At 69.6% G+C, this 16,058-nt stretch carries 16 protein-coding genes; 5 read left to right on the forward strand and 11 right to left on the reverse strand.

The window, feature by feature from the left end; translation table 11 throughout:
- Positions 1-142: 142 nt before the first annotated feature.
- The 7 genes from ilvD to BWI15_RS03825 form a co-directional block, all read right to left on the reverse strand.
- Positions 143-1,825: a dihydroxy-acid dehydratase gene (ilvD, locus tag BWI15_RS03795; protein WP_077012862.1), complete on the reverse strand. Its 1,683-nt coding sequence runs from the start codon at positions 1,823-1,825 to the stop codon at positions 143-145.
- Positions 1,826-1,844: 19 nt separating this feature from the next.
- Positions 1,845-2,819: a hypothetical protein gene (locus BWI15_RS03800; protein WP_077012863.1), complete on the reverse strand. Its 975-nt coding sequence runs from the start codon at positions 2,817-2,819 to the stop codon at positions 1,845-1,847.
- A 77-nt stretch (positions 2,820-2,896) separates the two neighbouring features.
- A complete protein-coding gene (locus BWI15_RS03805; RefSeq protein WP_077012864.1) occupies positions 2,897-3,436 on the reverse strand; it encodes an AAA family ATPase in 540 nt (179 codons plus the stop codon).
- A 54-nt stretch (positions 3,437-3,490) separates the two neighbouring features.
- Positions 3,491-3,775, reverse strand: a complete 285-nt coding sequence (locus BWI15_RS03810) for a ubiquitin-like small modifier protein 1 (protein ID WP_077012865.1) — start codon at positions 3,773-3,775, stop codon at positions 3,491-3,493.
- Positions 3,776-3,803: 28 nt separating this feature from the next.
- On the reverse strand, positions 3,804-4,895 hold the full coding sequence (locus BWI15_RS03815; RefSeq protein ID WP_077012866.1) for a WD40/YVTN/BNR-like repeat-containing protein: 1,092 nt from the start codon (positions 4,893-4,895) through the stop codon (positions 3,804-3,806).
- Positions 4,896-4,911: 16 nt separating this feature from the next.
- Positions 4,912-5,841 carry a 2-hydroxyacid dehydrogenase gene (locus tag BWI15_RS03820; RefSeq protein WP_077012867.1) on the reverse strand — a complete coding sequence of 310 codons (930 nt, stop codon included), beginning with the start codon at positions 5,839-5,841 and terminating at the stop codon, positions 4,912-4,914.
- A 9-nt stretch (positions 5,842-5,850) separates the two neighbouring features.
- On the reverse strand, positions 5,851-6,396 hold the full coding sequence (locus tag BWI15_RS03825; RefSeq protein WP_077012868.1) for a TIGR03086 family metal-binding protein: 546 nt from the start codon (positions 6,394-6,396) through the stop codon (positions 5,851-5,853).
- A 140-nt stretch (positions 6,397-6,536) separates the two neighbouring features.
- On the opposite strand from BWI15_RS03825, the gene BWI15_RS03830 reads away from it, so the two are divergent.
- A complete protein-coding gene (locus BWI15_RS03830; protein WP_077012869.1) occupies positions 6,537-7,886 on the forward strand; it encodes an FAD-binding oxidoreductase in 1,350 nt (449 codons plus the stop codon).
- Positions 7,883-9,169 carry an SAM-dependent methyltransferase gene (locus tag BWI15_RS03835; RefSeq protein WP_077012870.1) on the forward strand — a complete coding sequence of 429 codons (1,287 nt, stop codon included), beginning with the start codon at positions 7,883-7,885 and terminating at the stop codon, positions 9,167-9,169. Before BWI15_RS03830 ends, BWI15_RS03835 begins: the two co-directional genes overlap by 4 nt.
- A gap of 39 nt (positions 9,170-9,208) precedes the next feature.
- Here BWI15_RS03835 and BWI15_RS03840 read toward each other — a convergent pair whose 3' ends face one another.
- Positions 9,209-9,694, reverse strand: coding sequence for a hypothetical protein (locus BWI15_RS03840; RefSeq protein ID WP_143465387.1), 486 nt, complete (start codon positions 9,692-9,694; stop codon positions 9,209-9,211).
- Between the two features lie 624 nt (positions 9,695-10,318).
- Between BWI15_RS03840 and BWI15_RS03845 the strand changes: the two genes are divergently transcribed.
- Positions 10,319-11,260: a PQQ-dependent sugar dehydrogenase gene (locus BWI15_RS03845; protein WP_237771113.1), complete on the forward strand. Its 942-nt coding sequence runs from the start codon at positions 10,319-10,321 to the stop codon at positions 11,258-11,260.
- Positions 11,261-11,329: 69 nt separating this feature from the next.
- A complete protein-coding gene (locus BWI15_RS03850) occupies positions 11,330-11,794 on the forward strand; it encodes a hypothetical protein (protein WP_077012873.1) in 465 nt (154 codons plus the stop codon).
- A 63-nt stretch (positions 11,795-11,857) separates the two neighbouring features.
- Here the strand turns inward: BWI15_RS03850 and gatB are convergent, their stop codons facing one another.
- From gatB to gatC, 3 genes are read right to left on the reverse strand one after another with little or no spacing between them, the layout of a single operon-like run.
- Positions 11,858-13,354 carry an Asp-tRNA(Asn)/Glu-tRNA(Gln) amidotransferase subunit GatB gene (gene gatB, locus BWI15_RS03855; RefSeq protein WP_077012874.1) on the reverse strand — a complete coding sequence of 499 codons (1,497 nt, stop codon included), beginning with the start codon at positions 13,352-13,354 and terminating at the stop codon, positions 11,858-11,860.
- The gene (gene gatA, locus BWI15_RS03860; RefSeq protein ID WP_077012875.1) at positions 13,351-14,856 is read right to left on the reverse strand and encodes an Asp-tRNA(Asn)/Glu-tRNA(Gln) amidotransferase subunit GatA; all 1,506 of its coding nucleotides are present in this window, start codon (positions 14,854-14,856) and stop codon (positions 13,351-13,353) included. The genes gatB and gatA overlap by 4 nt, the downstream gene beginning before the upstream one ends.
- Positions 14,856-15,155, reverse strand: coding sequence for an Asp-tRNA(Asn)/Glu-tRNA(Gln) amidotransferase subunit GatC (gatC, locus tag BWI15_RS03865; RefSeq protein WP_077012876.1), 300 nt, complete (start codon positions 15,153-15,155; stop codon positions 14,856-14,858). Before gatC ends, gatA begins: the two co-directional genes overlap by 1 nt.
- A gap of 245 nt (positions 15,156-15,400) precedes the next feature.
- Between gatC and BWI15_RS03870 the strand changes: the two genes are divergently transcribed.
- On the forward strand, positions 15,401-16,045 hold the full coding sequence (locus tag BWI15_RS03870; protein ID WP_077012877.1) for an ACT domain-containing protein: 645 nt from the start codon (positions 15,401-15,403) through the stop codon (positions 16,043-16,045).
- Positions 16,046-16,058: the final 13 nt, after the last annotated feature.

The following is a 16,058-nucleotide window of genomic DNA, read 5'->3' on the forward strand; positions in this document are numbered from 1 at the left end:
GGTGGTCGCGTCAGTCGGCGCGCCGCACAAGTACGAGGAGAATCGATCGCATGCAGGTAACAGTCCCCGACCGGCGACGGCCGGTCAAGTTTCAGGACGGTCTATCTCATTTACTGAGATCCCCGTCTTAGATATCACCGGCTCAGATGCAGACGGCGCCTTCGGAGGCCGAACGCACCAACCGGGTGTACTTGCCGAGCACTCCGCGGGTGATGGCCGGCTCCTTCGGCGTCCAGCCCTGCCGGCGGCGCTCCAGCTCGTCGGGCTCGACGTGCAGCTCGAGCGTCCGGTTCTTCACGTCCAGCGTGATCCGGTCGCCGTCGCGCACGAACGCGATCGGCCCGCCGTCGACGGCCTCGGGCGCGACGTGGCCGACGCAGAGTCCCGTCGTACCGCCGGAGAAGCGTCCGTCGGTGAGCAGCAGCACGTCCTTGCCCAGGCCCGCGCCCTTGATCGCGCCGGTGACGGCGAGCATCTCGCGCATGCCGGGACCGCCCTTCGGGCCTTCGTACCGGATCACCACGACGTCGCCGGCCTGCAGCGAGCCGTCCTCGAGCGCGTCCATCGCGCCGCGCTCGCCGTCGAAGACCCGAGCGGTGCCCTCGAACACGTCGGAGTCGAAGCCCGCGCTCTTCACCACCGCACCCTCGGGCGCCAGCGAACCGTGCAGGATGGTGATCCCGCCGGTGCCGTGGATCGGCCGGTCGAGGGCCCGGATGATCACGCCGTCGACGTCCGGCGGCGCGATGTCGGCCAGGTTCTCGGCCATCGTCTTGCCGGTGACGGTCAGGCAGTCGCCGTGCAGCAGGCCGGCGTCCAGCAGCGCCCGCATCACCACCGGGATGCCGCCGACCCGGTCGACGTCGGTCATCACGTACCGGCCGAACGGCTTGAGATCGCCCAGGTGCGGGACCTTGTCGCCGATCCGGTTGAAGTCGGCCAGCGTCAGGTCGACCTCGGCCTCGCGGGCGATCGCGAGCAGGTGCAGTACGGCGTTGGTCGAGCCGCCGAGCGCCATCACCACGGCGATCGCGTTCTCGAACGCCTCCTTGGTCAGGATCTGCCGGGCGGTGATGCCCTGCTGCAGCAGGCCGACGACCGCCTCGCCGGACTTGCGGGCGTAGCCGTCACGCCGCCGGTCCACCGCGGGCGGCGCGGCCGAGCCGGGCAGGGACATTCCGAGCGCCTCGGCGGCCGACGCCATCGTGTTCGCGGTGTACATGCCGCCGCAGGCGCCCTCGCCCGGGCAGATCGCGCGCTCGACGGCGTCGACCTCCTCGCGCGTGATCAGGCCCCGCGCGCAGGCGCCGACCGCCTCGAACGCGTCGATGATCGTCACGTCCTTGTCGCCGAGCCGGCCGGGCATGATCGACCCGGCGTACAGGAAGACGCTGGCCAGGTCGAGTCGCGCGGCGGCCATCAGCATGCCGGGCAGCGACTTGTCACAGCCGGCCAGCAGGACCGAACCGTCCAGCCGCTCGGCCTCCATCACGGTCTCGACCGAGTCGGCGATGATCTCGCGGCTGACCAGCGAGTAGTGCATGCCGACGTGGCCCATCGAGATGCCGTCGGAGACGCTGATCGTGCCGAACTCCAGCGGGTACCCGCTGGCCGCGTGCACGCCGTCCTTGACCGCCTTCGCGAGACGGTCCAGGGACAGGTTGCACGGGGTGATCTCGTTCCAGCTGGACGCGACGCCGATCTGCGGTTTGGCCCAGTCGTCGTCACCCATCCCGACCGCGCGGAGCATCCCGCGCGACGCGGTCGCCTCCAGCCCGTCGGTCACCGTCCGGCTGCGCGGCTTGATGTCAGGAGTGCTGTTCATGCTCCTGACTGTATAGATCTCAGCGCCGGTACTTCTCGGCGAAGGCCTCGAGCGGGTCGCCGCTGTAGGCCCACGGCAGCGTGCTGACCCGGTTGAACATCGCGTCCGCCGACGCCTGGCCCTCCCCGCTGTGGACGTTCTTCAGCAGGTAGGCGTAGTAGTTGTGGGCGTCCAGATCCGGCGCCTCCGGGGCCCGGCCGGGCTGCAACCACTTCTGTCGCGAGGCGAGCAGCGGGTCGGCCCACTTGTTGGTCAGCTTGGTGGCCGCGGCGACCTTCTTGACGGCATTGGCGTCGGTGAAGGAGAAGACGTGCAGCCGCGCCTCGGCCACCGCCTTGGCCAGGACGGCGCTCAGCACGCTGCCCGGCGCCGCCCGGTCGGCGGTCTCGGCCGCGAAGGCGAGCATCTCGTCGAGGCTGGTCCCGTACCACTTCGGCGCGATCGCGTGCACCTTGTTGCCGTGCGCCGCGTAGCTGGCCGGATGCCGCGCGATCGCCTCCTGGAACAGCGCCTCGTGCGTCTCCAGGTCGGCACCGAGCCCGATCGCCACCCACTGGTAGACCGTCCACGGCGTCGCGTCGTCCGGCGCCGTCTCGATCGCCAGCCCCACCACCTCGTACGCCGTACGCAAGATGTCGTGGAACGTCGCGAACTGCTGCTCGGACACGTACTTGGCCTGCTGACCGCTGCGGATCCGCCAGCCTTCGAGGACCAGCGTCTGGGCGAGCCACAGCAGCAGGTCGGGGTCGCGGCCGCCGAGCTCCTCCAGCCTGGCCTCGAGCTGCTCCGAGCGACCGATCGCCGCCTCTGCCAGCCCGCCGTTCCAGACCGCGCGCCGGTCGCCGGTCTGCGCCTTGAATCCGGCGAGCGCCGTGTCGAAGTCCCCCACCTCGACGGCGGCCACGGCGGCGTCGAGGTCGCGATCGGACCAGGTCCGGTCGAGCACCAGACCGTCGGTCCGCGGAAGGCGGCTCTTCCGCGTGAAGATTCCCATCGGGAAAGGGTAGGTCCGCTTCTCGGGGCCGACCGCGGTTTTGCAGGTTGCTGCGAACGGCCTTGACACGTTGGGGTTCAGGCCAGCCGGTACTGCTGCGACGCGACGGCCTTGCGAACCTCGGCCGCGGTCCGCTCCGGGTCCAGCGCGCTCGTGTCGATCACGTGCCGCTCCAGCTCGCCGAGATCGGCCAGCGCCTGGTACATCCCGGTGACCGCCTCGACGTCCTTCAGTTCACTGTCGGCTCTGTTCACGGCACGCGCGAGCGTCGTGTCCAGATCGGGCCGCAGTACGACGTACGACATCGTGACGCCGTCCCGGCGCGCGGCGGCGCGGAACGGGTCCAGGAACCACGGCCCGATGATCCCGTCCACGACGACGTCGTAGCCACCCCGCGCGTACGTCGTGGTGGTCGCGACGATCGCCTCGACCACCACCTCGTTCTGCCGCTGCGCGCCCGGCAGGTACGGCGGGACGAAGCCGGTCCGGATCGCGCGGTAGTACAGGTCGGTCGTCAGGTGCACGGTGGGGCCGGCCGCGCCGGACGCGACCAGCTCGGCCACCGTCGTCTTGCCCGCGCCGGGCGGGCCGGTCAGCAGGATCACTTCACCGGTCATGCCCGCGAGGCTATCCAGGCACCTCCTCGAACGACACTGCTTTCTTTCGCATCATCAGCCGCCCGCGACACTCGGCAGGACCAGCAACTCGCACCCGTCGGGCAACTGGGTCTCCAGGCCGTCGAGGTCGCGAATGTTGTCGTTGCCGAGATAGACGTTCACGTGCCGCCGCAGCGCGCCCTGCTCGTCGGTCAGCCGTCGCCGCAGCGCCGGATGCTGTTGCTCCAGCGTCGCGAACACCGCGCCGACCGTCCTCTCGCCCGGTGTCTCGACCGCGACCTTCTCGGCGCCGCCGGCGAACGGCCGCAACACTGTCGGCAGCTTCACCTGGACCGGCATGGGGTCACCTCGTCTCTCGGTCCGCGGCTCAGCCGACGACCGCGGCGCGAACGGTCAGCACGTCCGGCAGGTGCCGGGCGACCTCGGTCCACGAGTCGCCCGCATCGGCGCTCGCGTACACACAGCCGTCCCGCGTCCCGACGTACACGCCCGCAGGAGTCCCGGCGTCCGTGCAGAGCGCGTCGCGCAGCACCGGCGCGTACGACGGTACGTCGGGCAGCCCCTTGGTCAGCGGCTCCCAGGTCGCGCCGGCGTCGCGCGACCGGTAGACCCGGCACTTCGCGTCCGTCGGAATCCGGTTGCCGTCGGCCACCAACGGGAACACATACACGGTCTCCGGCTCGTGCGGGTGCACCACGATCGGGAAGCCGAAGTCCGACGGGAGTCCGTCCGCGATCGATTTCCAGATCGCGCCACCGTCGTCGGAGCGGTAGACGCCGTGATGGTTCTGCGCGAACAGCCGCTCCGGTACGGCGGGATGCCCGGCCAGCTTGTGCACGCACTGCCCGAACTCCGGATCCGGGTCGGGCAGGAAGTAGGCCTTGATGCCGTGGTTGGCCGGACTCCAGGTCTGCCCACCGTCCGCGGTCTGGTAGACGCCACCGGTCGACATGGCGACGCTGACCCGGTCCGGATCGGTCGGATGCGGCAGCACGGTGTGGATCGCCTGACCACCGAACCCGGCGCCCCAGTCCTTGCGGTGCGGGTGGTCCCACAGGCCGCGGACCAGCTCGAAGGTCACGCCGCCGTCGGTCGACTTCCACAGCGAGGACGGCTGCGCGCCGGCGTACACGACGCCGGGCTGGTCCTGCGGTGCGGGCTGGATCTGCCAGACGCGCTCGAGCGAGGCTTCGGCGTCCTTGGGGAAGCCGATCGACCCCTCCGGCGGCTCGGCCCAGCTCTGGCCGAGGTCGTCGGAGTGGAAGACCGCCGGACCCCAGTGCTCGCTCGTGCCACCGGCGAACAGGCGCGGACGGTCGCCGCGGGTGTCGACACCGACGGAGTAGATCCCCTGCATCTCGAAGTGCGGCCCGTCGAGCGTCCATTGCCGGCGCTCGGCGTCGCTGCGCCCGATCCAGAGCCCTTTCTTGGTACCGATCAGCAGTACTGCTTCGGACATCGTTGTCCTCCAGTTGTCAGCGTGGCGGCCCCGCCACCACATTGATCAGGGGTTCGCCGGTCACGTAGCGCTCCAGCTGGGCCCGGACGAGCCGTGCCACCCGCGGCGGGAACGCCGTCGAGGCACCACCGCGGTGCGGGTTGACCAGCACGTTCGGCGCCGACCAGAGCGGGTGCCCGGCGGGCAGCGGCTCGGGATCGGTCACGTCGAGCGCGGCGCGAATCCGGCCCTTGCCGAGCTCGGCGACCAGGTCGCCGGTGTTCACCACGACGCCGCGGGCCACGTTGACCAGCAGGGCGCCGTCCTTCATCCGGCCCAGGAACTCCGCGTCCACCAGGCCCTTCGTCTCTTCGGTCGCCGGCGTCAGCAGGACGACGACGTCGGCGCGCGGCAGCAACGCCGGCAGCTCGGTGATCGGCGCGACGCCGTCCCGGGCCCTGCGGGCGACCCGGATGATGTCGCACTCGAACCCGGCCAGCCGCCGCTCCAGCGCCTCGCCGATCGAGCCGTACCCGAGGATCAGCACGGTCCGGTCGGCCAGCGAGTCGTCGATGCCTGGATCGGCCGGCCAGACACCCTGCTGCTGGTTGGCGACCGCGGTCGGGATCCGCCGGTACGACGCCAGGATCAGCGCGACCGCGAGCTCGGCGGTCGACGCGTCGTGCACGCCGCGCGCGTTGCACAGCGTGACGCCGTCCGGCAGGTAGGGCAGCACGTTCTCGAACCCGGCGGTCTGGGTCTGCACGACCTTGAGGTTCGGCATCTCGGCGATCACTTCGACGACCCGCGAACTGCCCATGTAACTCGGCACGTAGAACTCGACCTGGTCAGGGTCCTGGTCGAGCTCTCCACCCGCGTAGTACGTCGTCCGGACACGCTCGGGAAGCCCGCCGAGAAAGCTCTGCGGGTCCTTCCAGGGCAGCCATGTGTTCACCGAATCAGCCATGCGCTGAACCTACTCGCCACCACCGACACCAGGCGACCGCCCGGTGATGCCGACCACTCGATCGAGCAGACTCGCGTCGTCGGGTACAGCGACCGGCGGACCCCACATTCCGGGGACCGGCGGCGCGGTCAGGAGCCCGGCGACGTGCTCGTAGCAACTCCGTACCGTCTCGTCCGGTAGCTCGAGCTGCTGGCCCGTCGCCCGGGCCAGGTCCCACCCGTGGACCACGAACTCGGTCAGCGCGATCCGGCCCCACTCGGCGTTGCTGAACTCGAGCCCGGCCAGCTCCGACGAACCTTCCCAGGCCGCCGGATCGGCCCAGGCCACCCCGACCCGCTCCACCCGGCTGGTCAGCGTCGCTCGCCAGGTCGGGGAATTCAGGTCGAGTGCCTCAGCGCTGCTCTCCCCGCCGAACGCCCGTGCGCCTTCGTCCACGTGCGCGAGCAACTCCCCCACCGAGTACTTCTCACACGGCGTCGGTCGGCCGAGATCGTCCGGCCCGATCTGCGCCACCACCGCGCTCAGCGCGCGGCCGGCCGGCTTCAGGTCGATCATCTGGTTCCTCCTCGTCTTTACCGCGACGTCGGAGCCGCCGACACCGTCTCGACATTCAGTCGCAGAAAAATCTTCGGCACTTCGCCCGGCGGCCGTCGTACTCTGATCAGGTGCCTTCGACATCGGGTTCGACTTCGACTGTGGAACACGATCAGGCGGTCGGGCGTCTCCGAGCGTCCTACCAGCGCATTCCCCCGGGCGATCCCGTCCGGCTGGCGAAGCGCAGCTCGAACCTGTTCCGCCCCCGAACCGCCCTCGACACCCCCGGCCTGGACGTCTCCGGCCTGACCGGTGTCGTCTCGGTCGACCCCGACGCCCGGACCGCCGACGTCCAGGGCATGTGCACGTACGAGGATCTGGTCGCCGCCACCCTGCCGTACGGGCTGACCCCCATGGTCGTCCCGCAGCTCAAGACGATCACCCTCGGCGGCGCTGTCACCGGTCTCGGCATCGAGTCGTCGTCGTTCCGGGCCGGGCTGCCGCACGAGTCCGTGCTCGAGCTCGACATCCTGACCGGGGCCGGTGAGCTGGTCACGGCACGACCGACCGGCGAGCACGCCGACTTGTTCCGCACCTTCCCGAACTCCTACGGCACCCTCGGCTACGCCACCCGGCTGCGGATCGAGCTCGACCGCATCTCGCCGTACATCGCCGTGCGGCATGTTCGTCTGGGCCTCGACGAGCTGGCCCCGGCGATCGAGGGCATCGTTGCCGACGGCACGTACGACGACGAGCCGGTGCATTTCGTCGACGGAGTCGCGTTCAGCCCGAGCGAGGCGTACCTGACGCTGGGCCGCAACAGCGACGCCGCCGTGCGGACCAGCGACTACACCGGTCAGCAGATCTACTACCGCTCGATCCAGCAGCGCCCGACCGACTTCCTGACCGCGCACGACTACCTGTGGCGCTGGGACACCGACTGGTTCTGGTGCTCGGCCGCGTTCGGCGCGCAGAACCGCTGGGTCCGCCGGGTCTGGCCTTCCAAGCTGCGGCGCAGCGATGTCTACCACCGCCTGGTCGGGCTGGAGAACCGCTACCAAGTTGCCGCTCGCATCAATCGGCGGCGCGGGCTGCCCGACCGTGAGCGAGTGGTCCAGGACGTCGAGATCCCGGTCGACCAGCTGGCCGGCTTCCTGCGCTGGTTCGACGCCGAGGTCGGGATGCGGCCGGTCTGGCTGTGCCCGCTGCGGCTGCGCGGCTCCGAGACCTGGCCGCTCTACCCACTGGCGCCTTCCACGACGTACGTCAACGTCGGTTTCTGGGGCACCGTCGCCATCGCGCCCGGCGCCGCGGACGGCGACGTGAACCGCCGGATCGAGGCCGCGGTCGCCGACTTCGGCGGCCACAAGTCGCTGTACTCCGACGCCTACTACGACCGGGACACCTTCGACCGGCTCTACAACGTCCCGGCCCTCACCGAAGTCAAGCAACGCTACGACCCCGACGCCCGCCTCACCGGGCTCTACGAGAAGGCGGTGACTCGCCGATGACGACAGTGGCGACCCAGATCTCGATCGCCGACGCCCTGACCACGGTGACCCCCGGCGGCCTGCCGTTCCGCTTCACCGCCTACGACGGCAGCGCGGCCGGCCCCGAGGACTCCCCGATCCACATGCATCTGGCCACCGAGCGCGGGCTCTCCTATGTTTTGACCGCTCCGGGCGACCTCGGCCTCGTCCGCGCCTACGTCCAGGGTGACCTGGAGATCGAGGGTATCCACCCCGGGAACCCGTACGGCCTGATGCGGATGATGCTCAACCACCTGCACTTCGAGCGCCCGACGCCGTCCGAGGCTTTGCGGATCGTCCGAGGCCTGGGCTGGTCGCACCTGAAGCCTCCGCCTCCGCCGCCGCAGGAACACCTGCCCAAGTGGCGCCGCACCTTCGAGGGCCTGCGCCACTCCCGCACCCGCGACAAGGCCGCGATCCACCACCACTACGACGTCTCGAACACGTTCTACGAGTACATCCTCGGCCCGTCGATGACGTACACCTGCGCGGTCTTCCCGACCGAGTCGTCGACTCTGGAAGAAGCCCAGTTCGAGAAGTACGACCTGGTGGCCCGCAAGCTGGACCTGAAGCCCGGCCAGCGCCTCCTCGACGTCGGCTGCGGCTGGGGCGGCATGGTCCGCCACGCCGCCCGCGAGTACGGCGTACAGGCTCTTGGCGTCACCCTGTCGGCCGCGCAGGCGGAGTGGGCCACCGAGGCGATCAAACGAGAAGGCCTCGAACACCTCGCCGAAGTCCGCTTCCTCGACTACCGCGACGTGACCGAGACCGACTTCGACGCGATCAGCTCCATCGGCCTCACCGAACACATCGGCGTCCGCAACTACCCGGCGTACTTCGGCTTCCTGCTGGACCACCTGAAGCCCGGCGGCCGGTTGCTGAACCACACCATCACCCGCCCCGACAACCGCTACCGCTCCACCGGCGCCTTCATCGACCGCTACATCTTCCCCGACGGCGAACTCATCGGCTCCGGCCGCATCATCGCCGAGGCGCAAGACGCCGGCTTCGAGGTCCGCCACGAGGAAAACCTCCGCGAGCACTACGCGCTCACTCTCGCGGGTTGGTCCGAGAACCTGGAAACCCACTGGGACGAGGCGGTCGCCGAGGTCGGCTACCCCACCGCCAAGATCTGGGGCCTGTACCTAGCGGCCTGCCGAGTCGGCTTCGAACGCAACAACACCCAACTCCACCAGATCCTCGCGGTGAAACTGGACGACGACGCCAACGCGCACTTCCCGTTGCGTCCTACTTGGGGCAGCTGAGCCCAGCAGACAGAAGATCGCCGGGGCGGCCGCCCCTGGCTACTGGCTGATCCGGAGGTCGACCGTGGTGGCGTCGCTCGGGTTACCGGCCCGGTCGTGGCTCCACGCTGACAACGGGATCGGACCGGCGAAGGGCAGGACGAGTTTCGCCGTGGTGACACCGGCGGGCAGGCTGGTCGTCTCGCTGCCGAAGAAGCCGTAGCCGTACCTGACGACATCACTCGATCCGCCGTCGCTGAACTGCAGGGTGATCTCCTGGCCGACCCTGTACGGGCCTTCGGGAGTGACAGTCAGCCCGGGCGGATTGGGCCGGTCGATGTCGACGGTGAACTCGCACCTTCTGGACCAGTCCGAGTACGTCGTACCGTCGAAGACCCGGGCCTGCCAGCTGTAACTTCTGCCACTGGTGAGCTCGGGAAGCGGCGTTTCGGGCTCGAACCAGACACCGGTGACCATCGTCGGGCTGCTCGCGGTGAAAACCCGTTGGCCGCTGGCGAGGTCGACCATCCGGAACTGAACGCTCACCGATGGCGGGTTCTCGCCAGCCGGCACGAAAGCCCGCAGGCGTGGGGTCGTGCCGGCCAGAGACGGACGAGCCTCACCGCGGACACAGGTGCTCGCCGGGTCGATGGTCGCCAGCTGGTCGACCGTCGGTCTCGGGAACGTGGCGTGCGCCACGCTGGTCCCACCCAAACCACTCATGACCAACCCGAGAGCAGCAGTCAGTAGACGTTTACGCATGAAATCCTCACGGCAGAAGGCGGTCCCCGAGCACGAGGAGGTTATGTGCGGTCACCAGAGGCGGCAACCGTCAAAAGCTGCAATGGGGCGCGCGACAGGTCGTCACTGCCTCGAAGGAGCGGGACCGGCGTGGCTTTCGGGTGGTTTTCGGGGGTCGTGCGGGACAGTCGGGTGGGTACCGTGGCGGGGACTTGTCGACTCGGAGGAGATGGCGTGCGTACTGCGGCTCTGGTGGTGGCGGTCGGGTTGTTGGCTGCTGGGTGCTCGGACGGGGAGGGCCAGGCGGCGCCGACTCCTTCGGCGTCGGTGGGGAGCAGTGGGACGCCGTCGACGACGCCTGCGCCGTCTGCGCCATCGAGTAGTAGTGCCGCGCCTCAGGGGCCGGTGAAACTGCAGGTGGCGGGGACCGTGGCTACCGGGATCGAGGTGCCGTGGGGGCTGGCGTTTCTGCCGGACCGGAGTGCGTTGGTGACTGAGCGGGACTCGGGGAAGGTGAAGCGGGTCGCAGGTGGGCGGGCGACCGAGGTGGGGTCGGTGGATGGCGTGGATGCCTCGTCCGAGGGCGGGCTGCTCGGGATCGCGGTGGATCCGCAGTACCCGACGCGGCCGTATGTCTATGTCTACTACTCGACCGGCGACGACAACCGGATCGCCCGGATGACGTACCAGGGCGGCCGGCTGTCCGGGCAGCAGACCATCCTCGACGGGATCCCGATGGCCGCGGTGCACAACGGTGGCCGGTTGGAGTTCGGGCCCGACGGCTTCCTGTACGCCGGGACGGGCGACGGCGGGGATCGGCCGAACTCTCAGGACGACAACTCGCTCGGCGGCAAGATCCTGCGGATCACCACCGACGGGAAGGCCGCGCCGGGCAACCCGGGCGGGAAGCCGTGGTTCTCCAAGGGCCACCGCAACGTACAAGGTCTCGCGTTCGACGGAAGTCAGCTCTACGCCGCGGAGTTCGGCCAGGACACCTGGGACGAGTTGAACGCGATCGACAACGGCGCCAACTACGGATGGCCGGCCGCCGAGGGGGTCAGCCGGCTGGACGGCATGGTGGATCCGATCGCGCAGTGGAACACCGACGACGCGTCGCCGTCGGGGATCGCCGCAGCCCAGGGACACGTGTTCATGGCCGGGCTGCGCGGCGCCCGGCTGTGGGCGATTCCCGTTGCCGACGGCAAGCGTGTGGGTGAGCCGGTGGCGTTTTTCACCAACGAGTACGGGCGGTTGCGGACCGTCGAGGCGGCGCCGGACGGCTCGTTGTGGGTGACGACGTCGAACACCGACGGGCGCGGCGACGTGCGTGACGGCGACGACCGGATTCTTCGCGTGACGATTACTCGCTGACGACGCATGCAATTACCCCGCACCTGGTACTAGTGGAACCACACCACACACTCAGGGAGGGGAGACGTCGTGCCTCACCAGGCGCCACTGGACACCAGCGTGATCACGTCGACGCAGCAGTACGAGGACGCGTTGCGGACCGTCGAACAGCTGAGGGCCTACGGAATGACCGGGCTCGAGATCACCGGAGCCGGGTTGCGGATGGTGGACAGACGGACCGGGGACGTCGCGCGGGCCAGTGGGCTCAGCGCGCTGACCGGTGCCGCGCTGGGGCTGGCGCTCGGGGTCTTCGTCACACTGGTGGCCGAGACCAGCATGACCGGGCTGGCGGTGGTCTTCTGGGGTCTCGTGTACGGCGCGATCCTGGGCGCGCTGGTCGGCTTCTTCAAGGCGCTGGTGCGCAACCGCCCGGAGGCGGCGACGACCGAGGTGCACCCGACGGAGTACGAGGTGCGCTGCGCGCCGGCCGACGTGGTGGTGGCGAAGAAGCTGCTCGCCACTCCCCCGGACCTGCACCACCAGCAAGCCGCCTGACCCCGAACGACGAAGGCCCCAGGGAGACAATCCCTGGGGCCTACAGCCGAGCCGTCGTACGGACTAGATGCCGAGCTTCGCGTTCAGCAGCTCGCGGACCTTCGCCGCGTCGCCCTGGCCACGCAGGTCCTTCATCACGGCGCCGATCAGCGCGCCCGCCGCGGCGGGCTTGCCGGAGTTGACCTTCTCCACGACATCCGGGTTCGCCGCGATGGCGCGGTCGATGGCTTCGATCAGCGCCGAGTCGTCGGAGACCAGCGCGAGCCCGCGCGACTCGATGATCTCGTCGATGCTGCCTTCGCCCTTGAGCAGACCGTCGAAGACCTGACGGGCCAGCTTGTCGTTCAGCTCGCCCTTGTCGACCCGCTGCTGCACGTTGGAGACGTCGACCGGTCCGACCCCGAGGTCGGCCAGGTCCTTGCCGGACTCGTTCGCGGCCCGGGCCAGCTCGCCCAGCCACCACTTCTTCGCCGCGGCCGGGCTGACGCCGAGCTCGACGGTCTTCACGATCGGTTCCAGCGCGTTGCCGTTGATGACGTCGCGCATCTCCAGGTCGGTGAAGCCCCACTCCTCCTGCAGCCGGACGCGCCGCGTCGACGGCGCCTCGGGCAGCGTTGCGCGCAGCTCCTCGACCCACTCACGCGACGGTGCGACCGGGACCAGGTCAGGCTCGGGGAAGTACCGGTAGTCGTCGGCGTCCGACTTCTCCCGGCCCGAGGTGGTGACGCCGGTGTCCTCGTGCCAGTGCCGGGTCTCCTGCAGGACCTTGCCCCCCGACGCCAGTACGGCGGCCTGCCGGGTGATCTCGTAGGTCACCGCGCGCTCGACCGAGCGGAACGAGTTCACGTTCTTCGTCTCGGTCCGCGTGCCGAGCACCTTCGAGCCGCGCGGCTTGAGCGACACGTTCGCGTCGCAGCGCAGCGAGCCCTGGTCCATCCGGACGTCGGAGACGTCCAGCGCGAGCAGCAGGTCACGCAGCATGCTCACGTACGCGCGGGCGACCGCCGCGGCCTTGTCCGGCGCGACCTCGATCGTCTTGGTGACGATCTCGATCAGCGGGATGCCGGCCCGGTTGTAGTCGACCAGCGAGTGCGACGCACCGTGGATCCGGCCGGTCGCGCCACCCACGTGGGTCGACTTGCCGGTGTCCTCCTCCATGTGCGCGCGCTCGATCTCGATCCGGTACGTCTCACCGTCGACGACGACCTCGGTCCAGCCGTTGAACGCGATCGGTTCGTCGTACTGGGAGGTCTGGAAGTTCTTCGGCATGTCCGGGTAGAAGTAGTTCTTCCGGGCGAACCGGCACCACTCGGCGATCTCGCAGTTCAGCGCGAGACCGATCTTGATCGCCGACTCGACCGCCCGGGCGTTGACGACCGGCAGCGCGCCGGGCAGGCCGAGGCAGACCGGGCAGGTCTGCGTGTTCGGCGGGGCGCCGAACTCGGTCGGGCAGCCGCAGAACATCTTCGACTTCGTGTTCAGCTCGACGTGCACCTCGAGGCCCAGCACCGGGTCGTACTGCGCCAGCGCGTCCTCGATCGCGAAAACCTCAGCCGTCATCGGGACACCTCCAGCTCCGGAGCCTTGGACATCAGTACGCCGCCCCACTGCTCGGCCAGCGCGGCCTCGAGCGCGCCGCCCACCTGGTAGAGCAGGTCGTCGCGCATCACCGGGGCCATCACGTGGAAGCCGACCGGCAGGCCGTCCTCGTCGGCCAGGCCGCACGGGAACGACGCGGCCGCGTTGCCGGCCAGGTTGGACGGGATCGTGCACAGGTCGTTCTTGTACATCGCGATCGGGTCGTTCACCCGGTCGCCGATCGCGAACGCGGTCGTCGGCGTGGCCGGCGAGACCAGCACGTCGACCTGCTCGTAGGCCTTGGTGAAGTCCCGCGCGATCAGCGTGCGGACCTTCTGCGCCTGGCCGTAGTACGCGTCGTAGTAACCGCTCGACAGCGCGTGCGTGCCGAGCATGATCCGGCGCTTCACCTCGGCGCCGAAGCCGGCCTCGCGGGTCAGGTTCATCACCTTCTCCGCGCTGTTCTCGCCGTCGTCACCGACCCGCAGGCCGTAGCGCATCGCGTCGAACTTCGCCAGGTTGGACGAGGCCTCGCTCGGCAGGATCAGGTAGTACGCCGGCAGCGCGTACTCGAAGTGCGGGCAGGAGACCTCGACCACTTCGGCGCCGAGCTTGGTCAACAGCTCGACCGCCTCGTGGAAGCGGGCCTCGACGCCCGGCTGGTACCCCTCGCCGCCGAGCTCCTTGACGACACCGATCCGCAGACCGGCCACGTCGGCGCGACGGGCCGCGTCGACCACCGCCGGGACCGGCTGGTTGATCGAGGTCGAGTCCATCGGGTCGTGCCCGGCGATGACCTCGTGCAGCAGCGCCGCGTCGAGCGTCGTACGCGCACACGGACCAGGCGTGTCCAGGCTGGAGGCCAGCGCGATCAGCCCGTACCGCGAGGTGCCGCCGTACGTCGGCTTGACGCCGACCGTGCCGGTGAACGCACCGGGCTGCCGGATCGAGCCACCGGTGTCGGTGCCGATCGCCAGCGGCGCTTCGTACGCCGCGAGGGCCGCCGACGAACCACCGCCGGAGCCGCCGGGGATCCGGTTCAGGTCCCACGGGTTGTGCGTCGTCCCGTACGCCGAGTTCTCGGTGGACGAACCCATCGCGAACTCGTCCATGTTGGTCTTGCCGAGGATCACCACGCCGGCCGCCTTCAACCGCTGCACCACGGTCGCGTCGTACGGCGGCTTCCAGCCCTCGAGCATCTTCGAACCGGCGGTGGTCGGCACGCCGTCCTGGGTCAGCACGTCCTTCAGCGCCAGCGGTACGCCGGCCAGCGGGCCGAGCTTCTCGCCGGCGGCACGCTTCTGGTCGACGGCGGCGGCCTGCGCCAGCGCGCCCTCGGTGTCGACGTGCAGGAACGCGTGCACGGCACCGTCGACGGCACCGATCCGGTCCAGGTGCGCCTGGGTGATCTCCACCGCGCTGGCCTCACCGGACGCCATCAGCTCCGACAGCTCGACCGCCGTCTTGCGGATCAGGTCACTCATCACGCCTCCTCGTCCAGGATCCGCGGCACCCGGAATCGCTGCTCCTCCGCGGCCGGCGCGCCGGACAGGGCCTGCTCCGGCGTCAGGCACGGCACGTTCACGTCCTCGCGCATCACGTTGGTGATCGGCAGGGCGTGCGAGGTCGGCGGGATGTCGTCCGCGGCCACCTCGCTGACCTGCCCGACCAGAGCGATGATCTGGTCCAGCTGCGGTGCGAGGTGGTCGAGCTCCTCGTCGGAGAGCTCGATCCGCGCCAGTCGCGCAAGGTGCGCGACCTCTTCGCGGGTAATCGATGGCATGAAGGGCATCCAATGTGTGCGGTTACTGACCAGCACCACCCAAAGGTTTTGAGTGGCACCTGAGCCATCCTAGAGGTCCGCTGTGACAGCTGTGTTGCCTGCTGCCCGACGCTGTGGACACAGCGAAAGCGGCACCGGATCGAAGCCGCTGGCGTGTCACTTTGTGCCGCTCTGTAACATGGGCGGCGACAGGGCGTGACTTGCCGTCCACCAACGCAGTTTTGGGGCTGGGAGATGATCGTTCGGTGTTCCTGCTGCGACTGATCCTCCCGGACCGCCCCGGTTCGCTCGGCACCGTGGCGACCGCCCTCGGCGAGGTCGACGCCGACATCCACGCGATCGAAATCGTCGAGCACCGCCGCGAGAACGGCACGGCCGTCGACGACGTCGTGGTCGACCTTCCGCCGGGCGTGCTGCCCGACCGGCTGGTCTCGGCCTGCAACGGCGTGGACGGCGTCGAGGTGATCTGGTTCTCCCGGTACGGCGCCGGCGGTGGCCTGCACATGGACCTCGAGGCCGTCGAGCAGATGACCTCCGCTCCGGCCGAGGCGATCGACATCCTGGTCGAGCAGGCGCCTTCGGTGCTGCACGCCGACTGGGCCGCGCTGCTGGACGGCACGGGCAGCGAGGTGAAGGTCGCGCTGGAGACCAGTGCGACGCCGGAGTTCGGCGACCTGGTCGAGAAGTGGCTTCCGCTGGAGAAGGCGACCACGCTGGCCGCGCCGGACCACAAGGGCCTGGTGGAGTCGGTGCTGGTCGCGGCGCCGCTGGAGTCCGACCGCCGGGTGCTGGTGATCGGCCGCCGCGGCGGGCCGGAGTTCCTCGGCTCCGAGGTCGCCCGGCTCAGCTACCTGGCCAACCTCGCCGTCACCATCCGCGCGACCGCGTAGAAGCCCCACCGGA

The organism is Kribbella sp. ALI-6-A, from assembly GCF_001984195.1.
In the GTDB taxonomy this organism is placed as follows: Bacteria; Actinomycetota; Actinomycetes; order Propionibacteriales; family Kribbellaceae; genus Kribbella.

Coding starts and splice junctions, on each gene's coding strand:
- BWI15_RS03800 (WP_077012863.1), bottom strand. CDS start 2,819: ATGGGAATCTTCACGCGGAAGAGCCGCCTTCCGCGGACCGACGGTCTG.
- BWI15_RS03825 (WP_077012868.1), bottom strand. CDS start 6,396: ATGATCGACCTGAAGCCGGCCGGCCGCGCGCTGAGCGCGGTGGTGGCG.
- BWI15_RS03810 (WP_077012865.1), bottom strand. CDS start 3,775: ATGCCGGTCCAGGTGAAGCTGCCGACAGTGTTGCGGCCGTTCGCCGGC.
- BWI15_RS03805 (WP_077012864.1), bottom strand. CDS start 3,436: ATGACCGGTGAAGTGATCCTGCTGACCGGCCCGCCCGGCGCGGGCAAG.
- gatA (WP_077012875.1), bottom strand. CDS start 14,856: ATGAGTGACCTGATCCGCAAGACGGCGGTCGAGCTGTCGGAGCTGATG.
- BWI15_RS03835 (WP_077012870.1), top strand. CDS start 7,883: ATGACGACAGTGGCGACCCAGATCTCGATCGCCGACGCCCTGACCACG.
- gatB (WP_077012874.1), bottom strand. CDS start 13,354: ATGACGGCTGAGGTTTTCGCGATCGAGGACGCGCTGGCGCAGTACGAC.
- gatC (WP_077012876.1), bottom strand. CDS start 15,155: ATGCCATCGATTACCCGCGAAGAGGTCGCGCACCTTGCGCGACTGGCG.
- BWI15_RS03820 (WP_077012867.1), bottom strand. CDS start 5,841: ATGGCTGATTCGGTGAACACATGGCTGCCCTGGAAGGACCCGCAGAGC.
- ilvD (WP_077012862.1), bottom strand. CDS start 1,825: ATGAACAGCACTCCTGACATCAAGCCGCGCAGCCGGACGGTGACCGAC.
- BWI15_RS03815 (WP_077012866.1), bottom strand. CDS start 4,895: ATGTCCGAAGCAGTACTGCTGATCGGTACCAAGAAAGGGCTCTGGATC.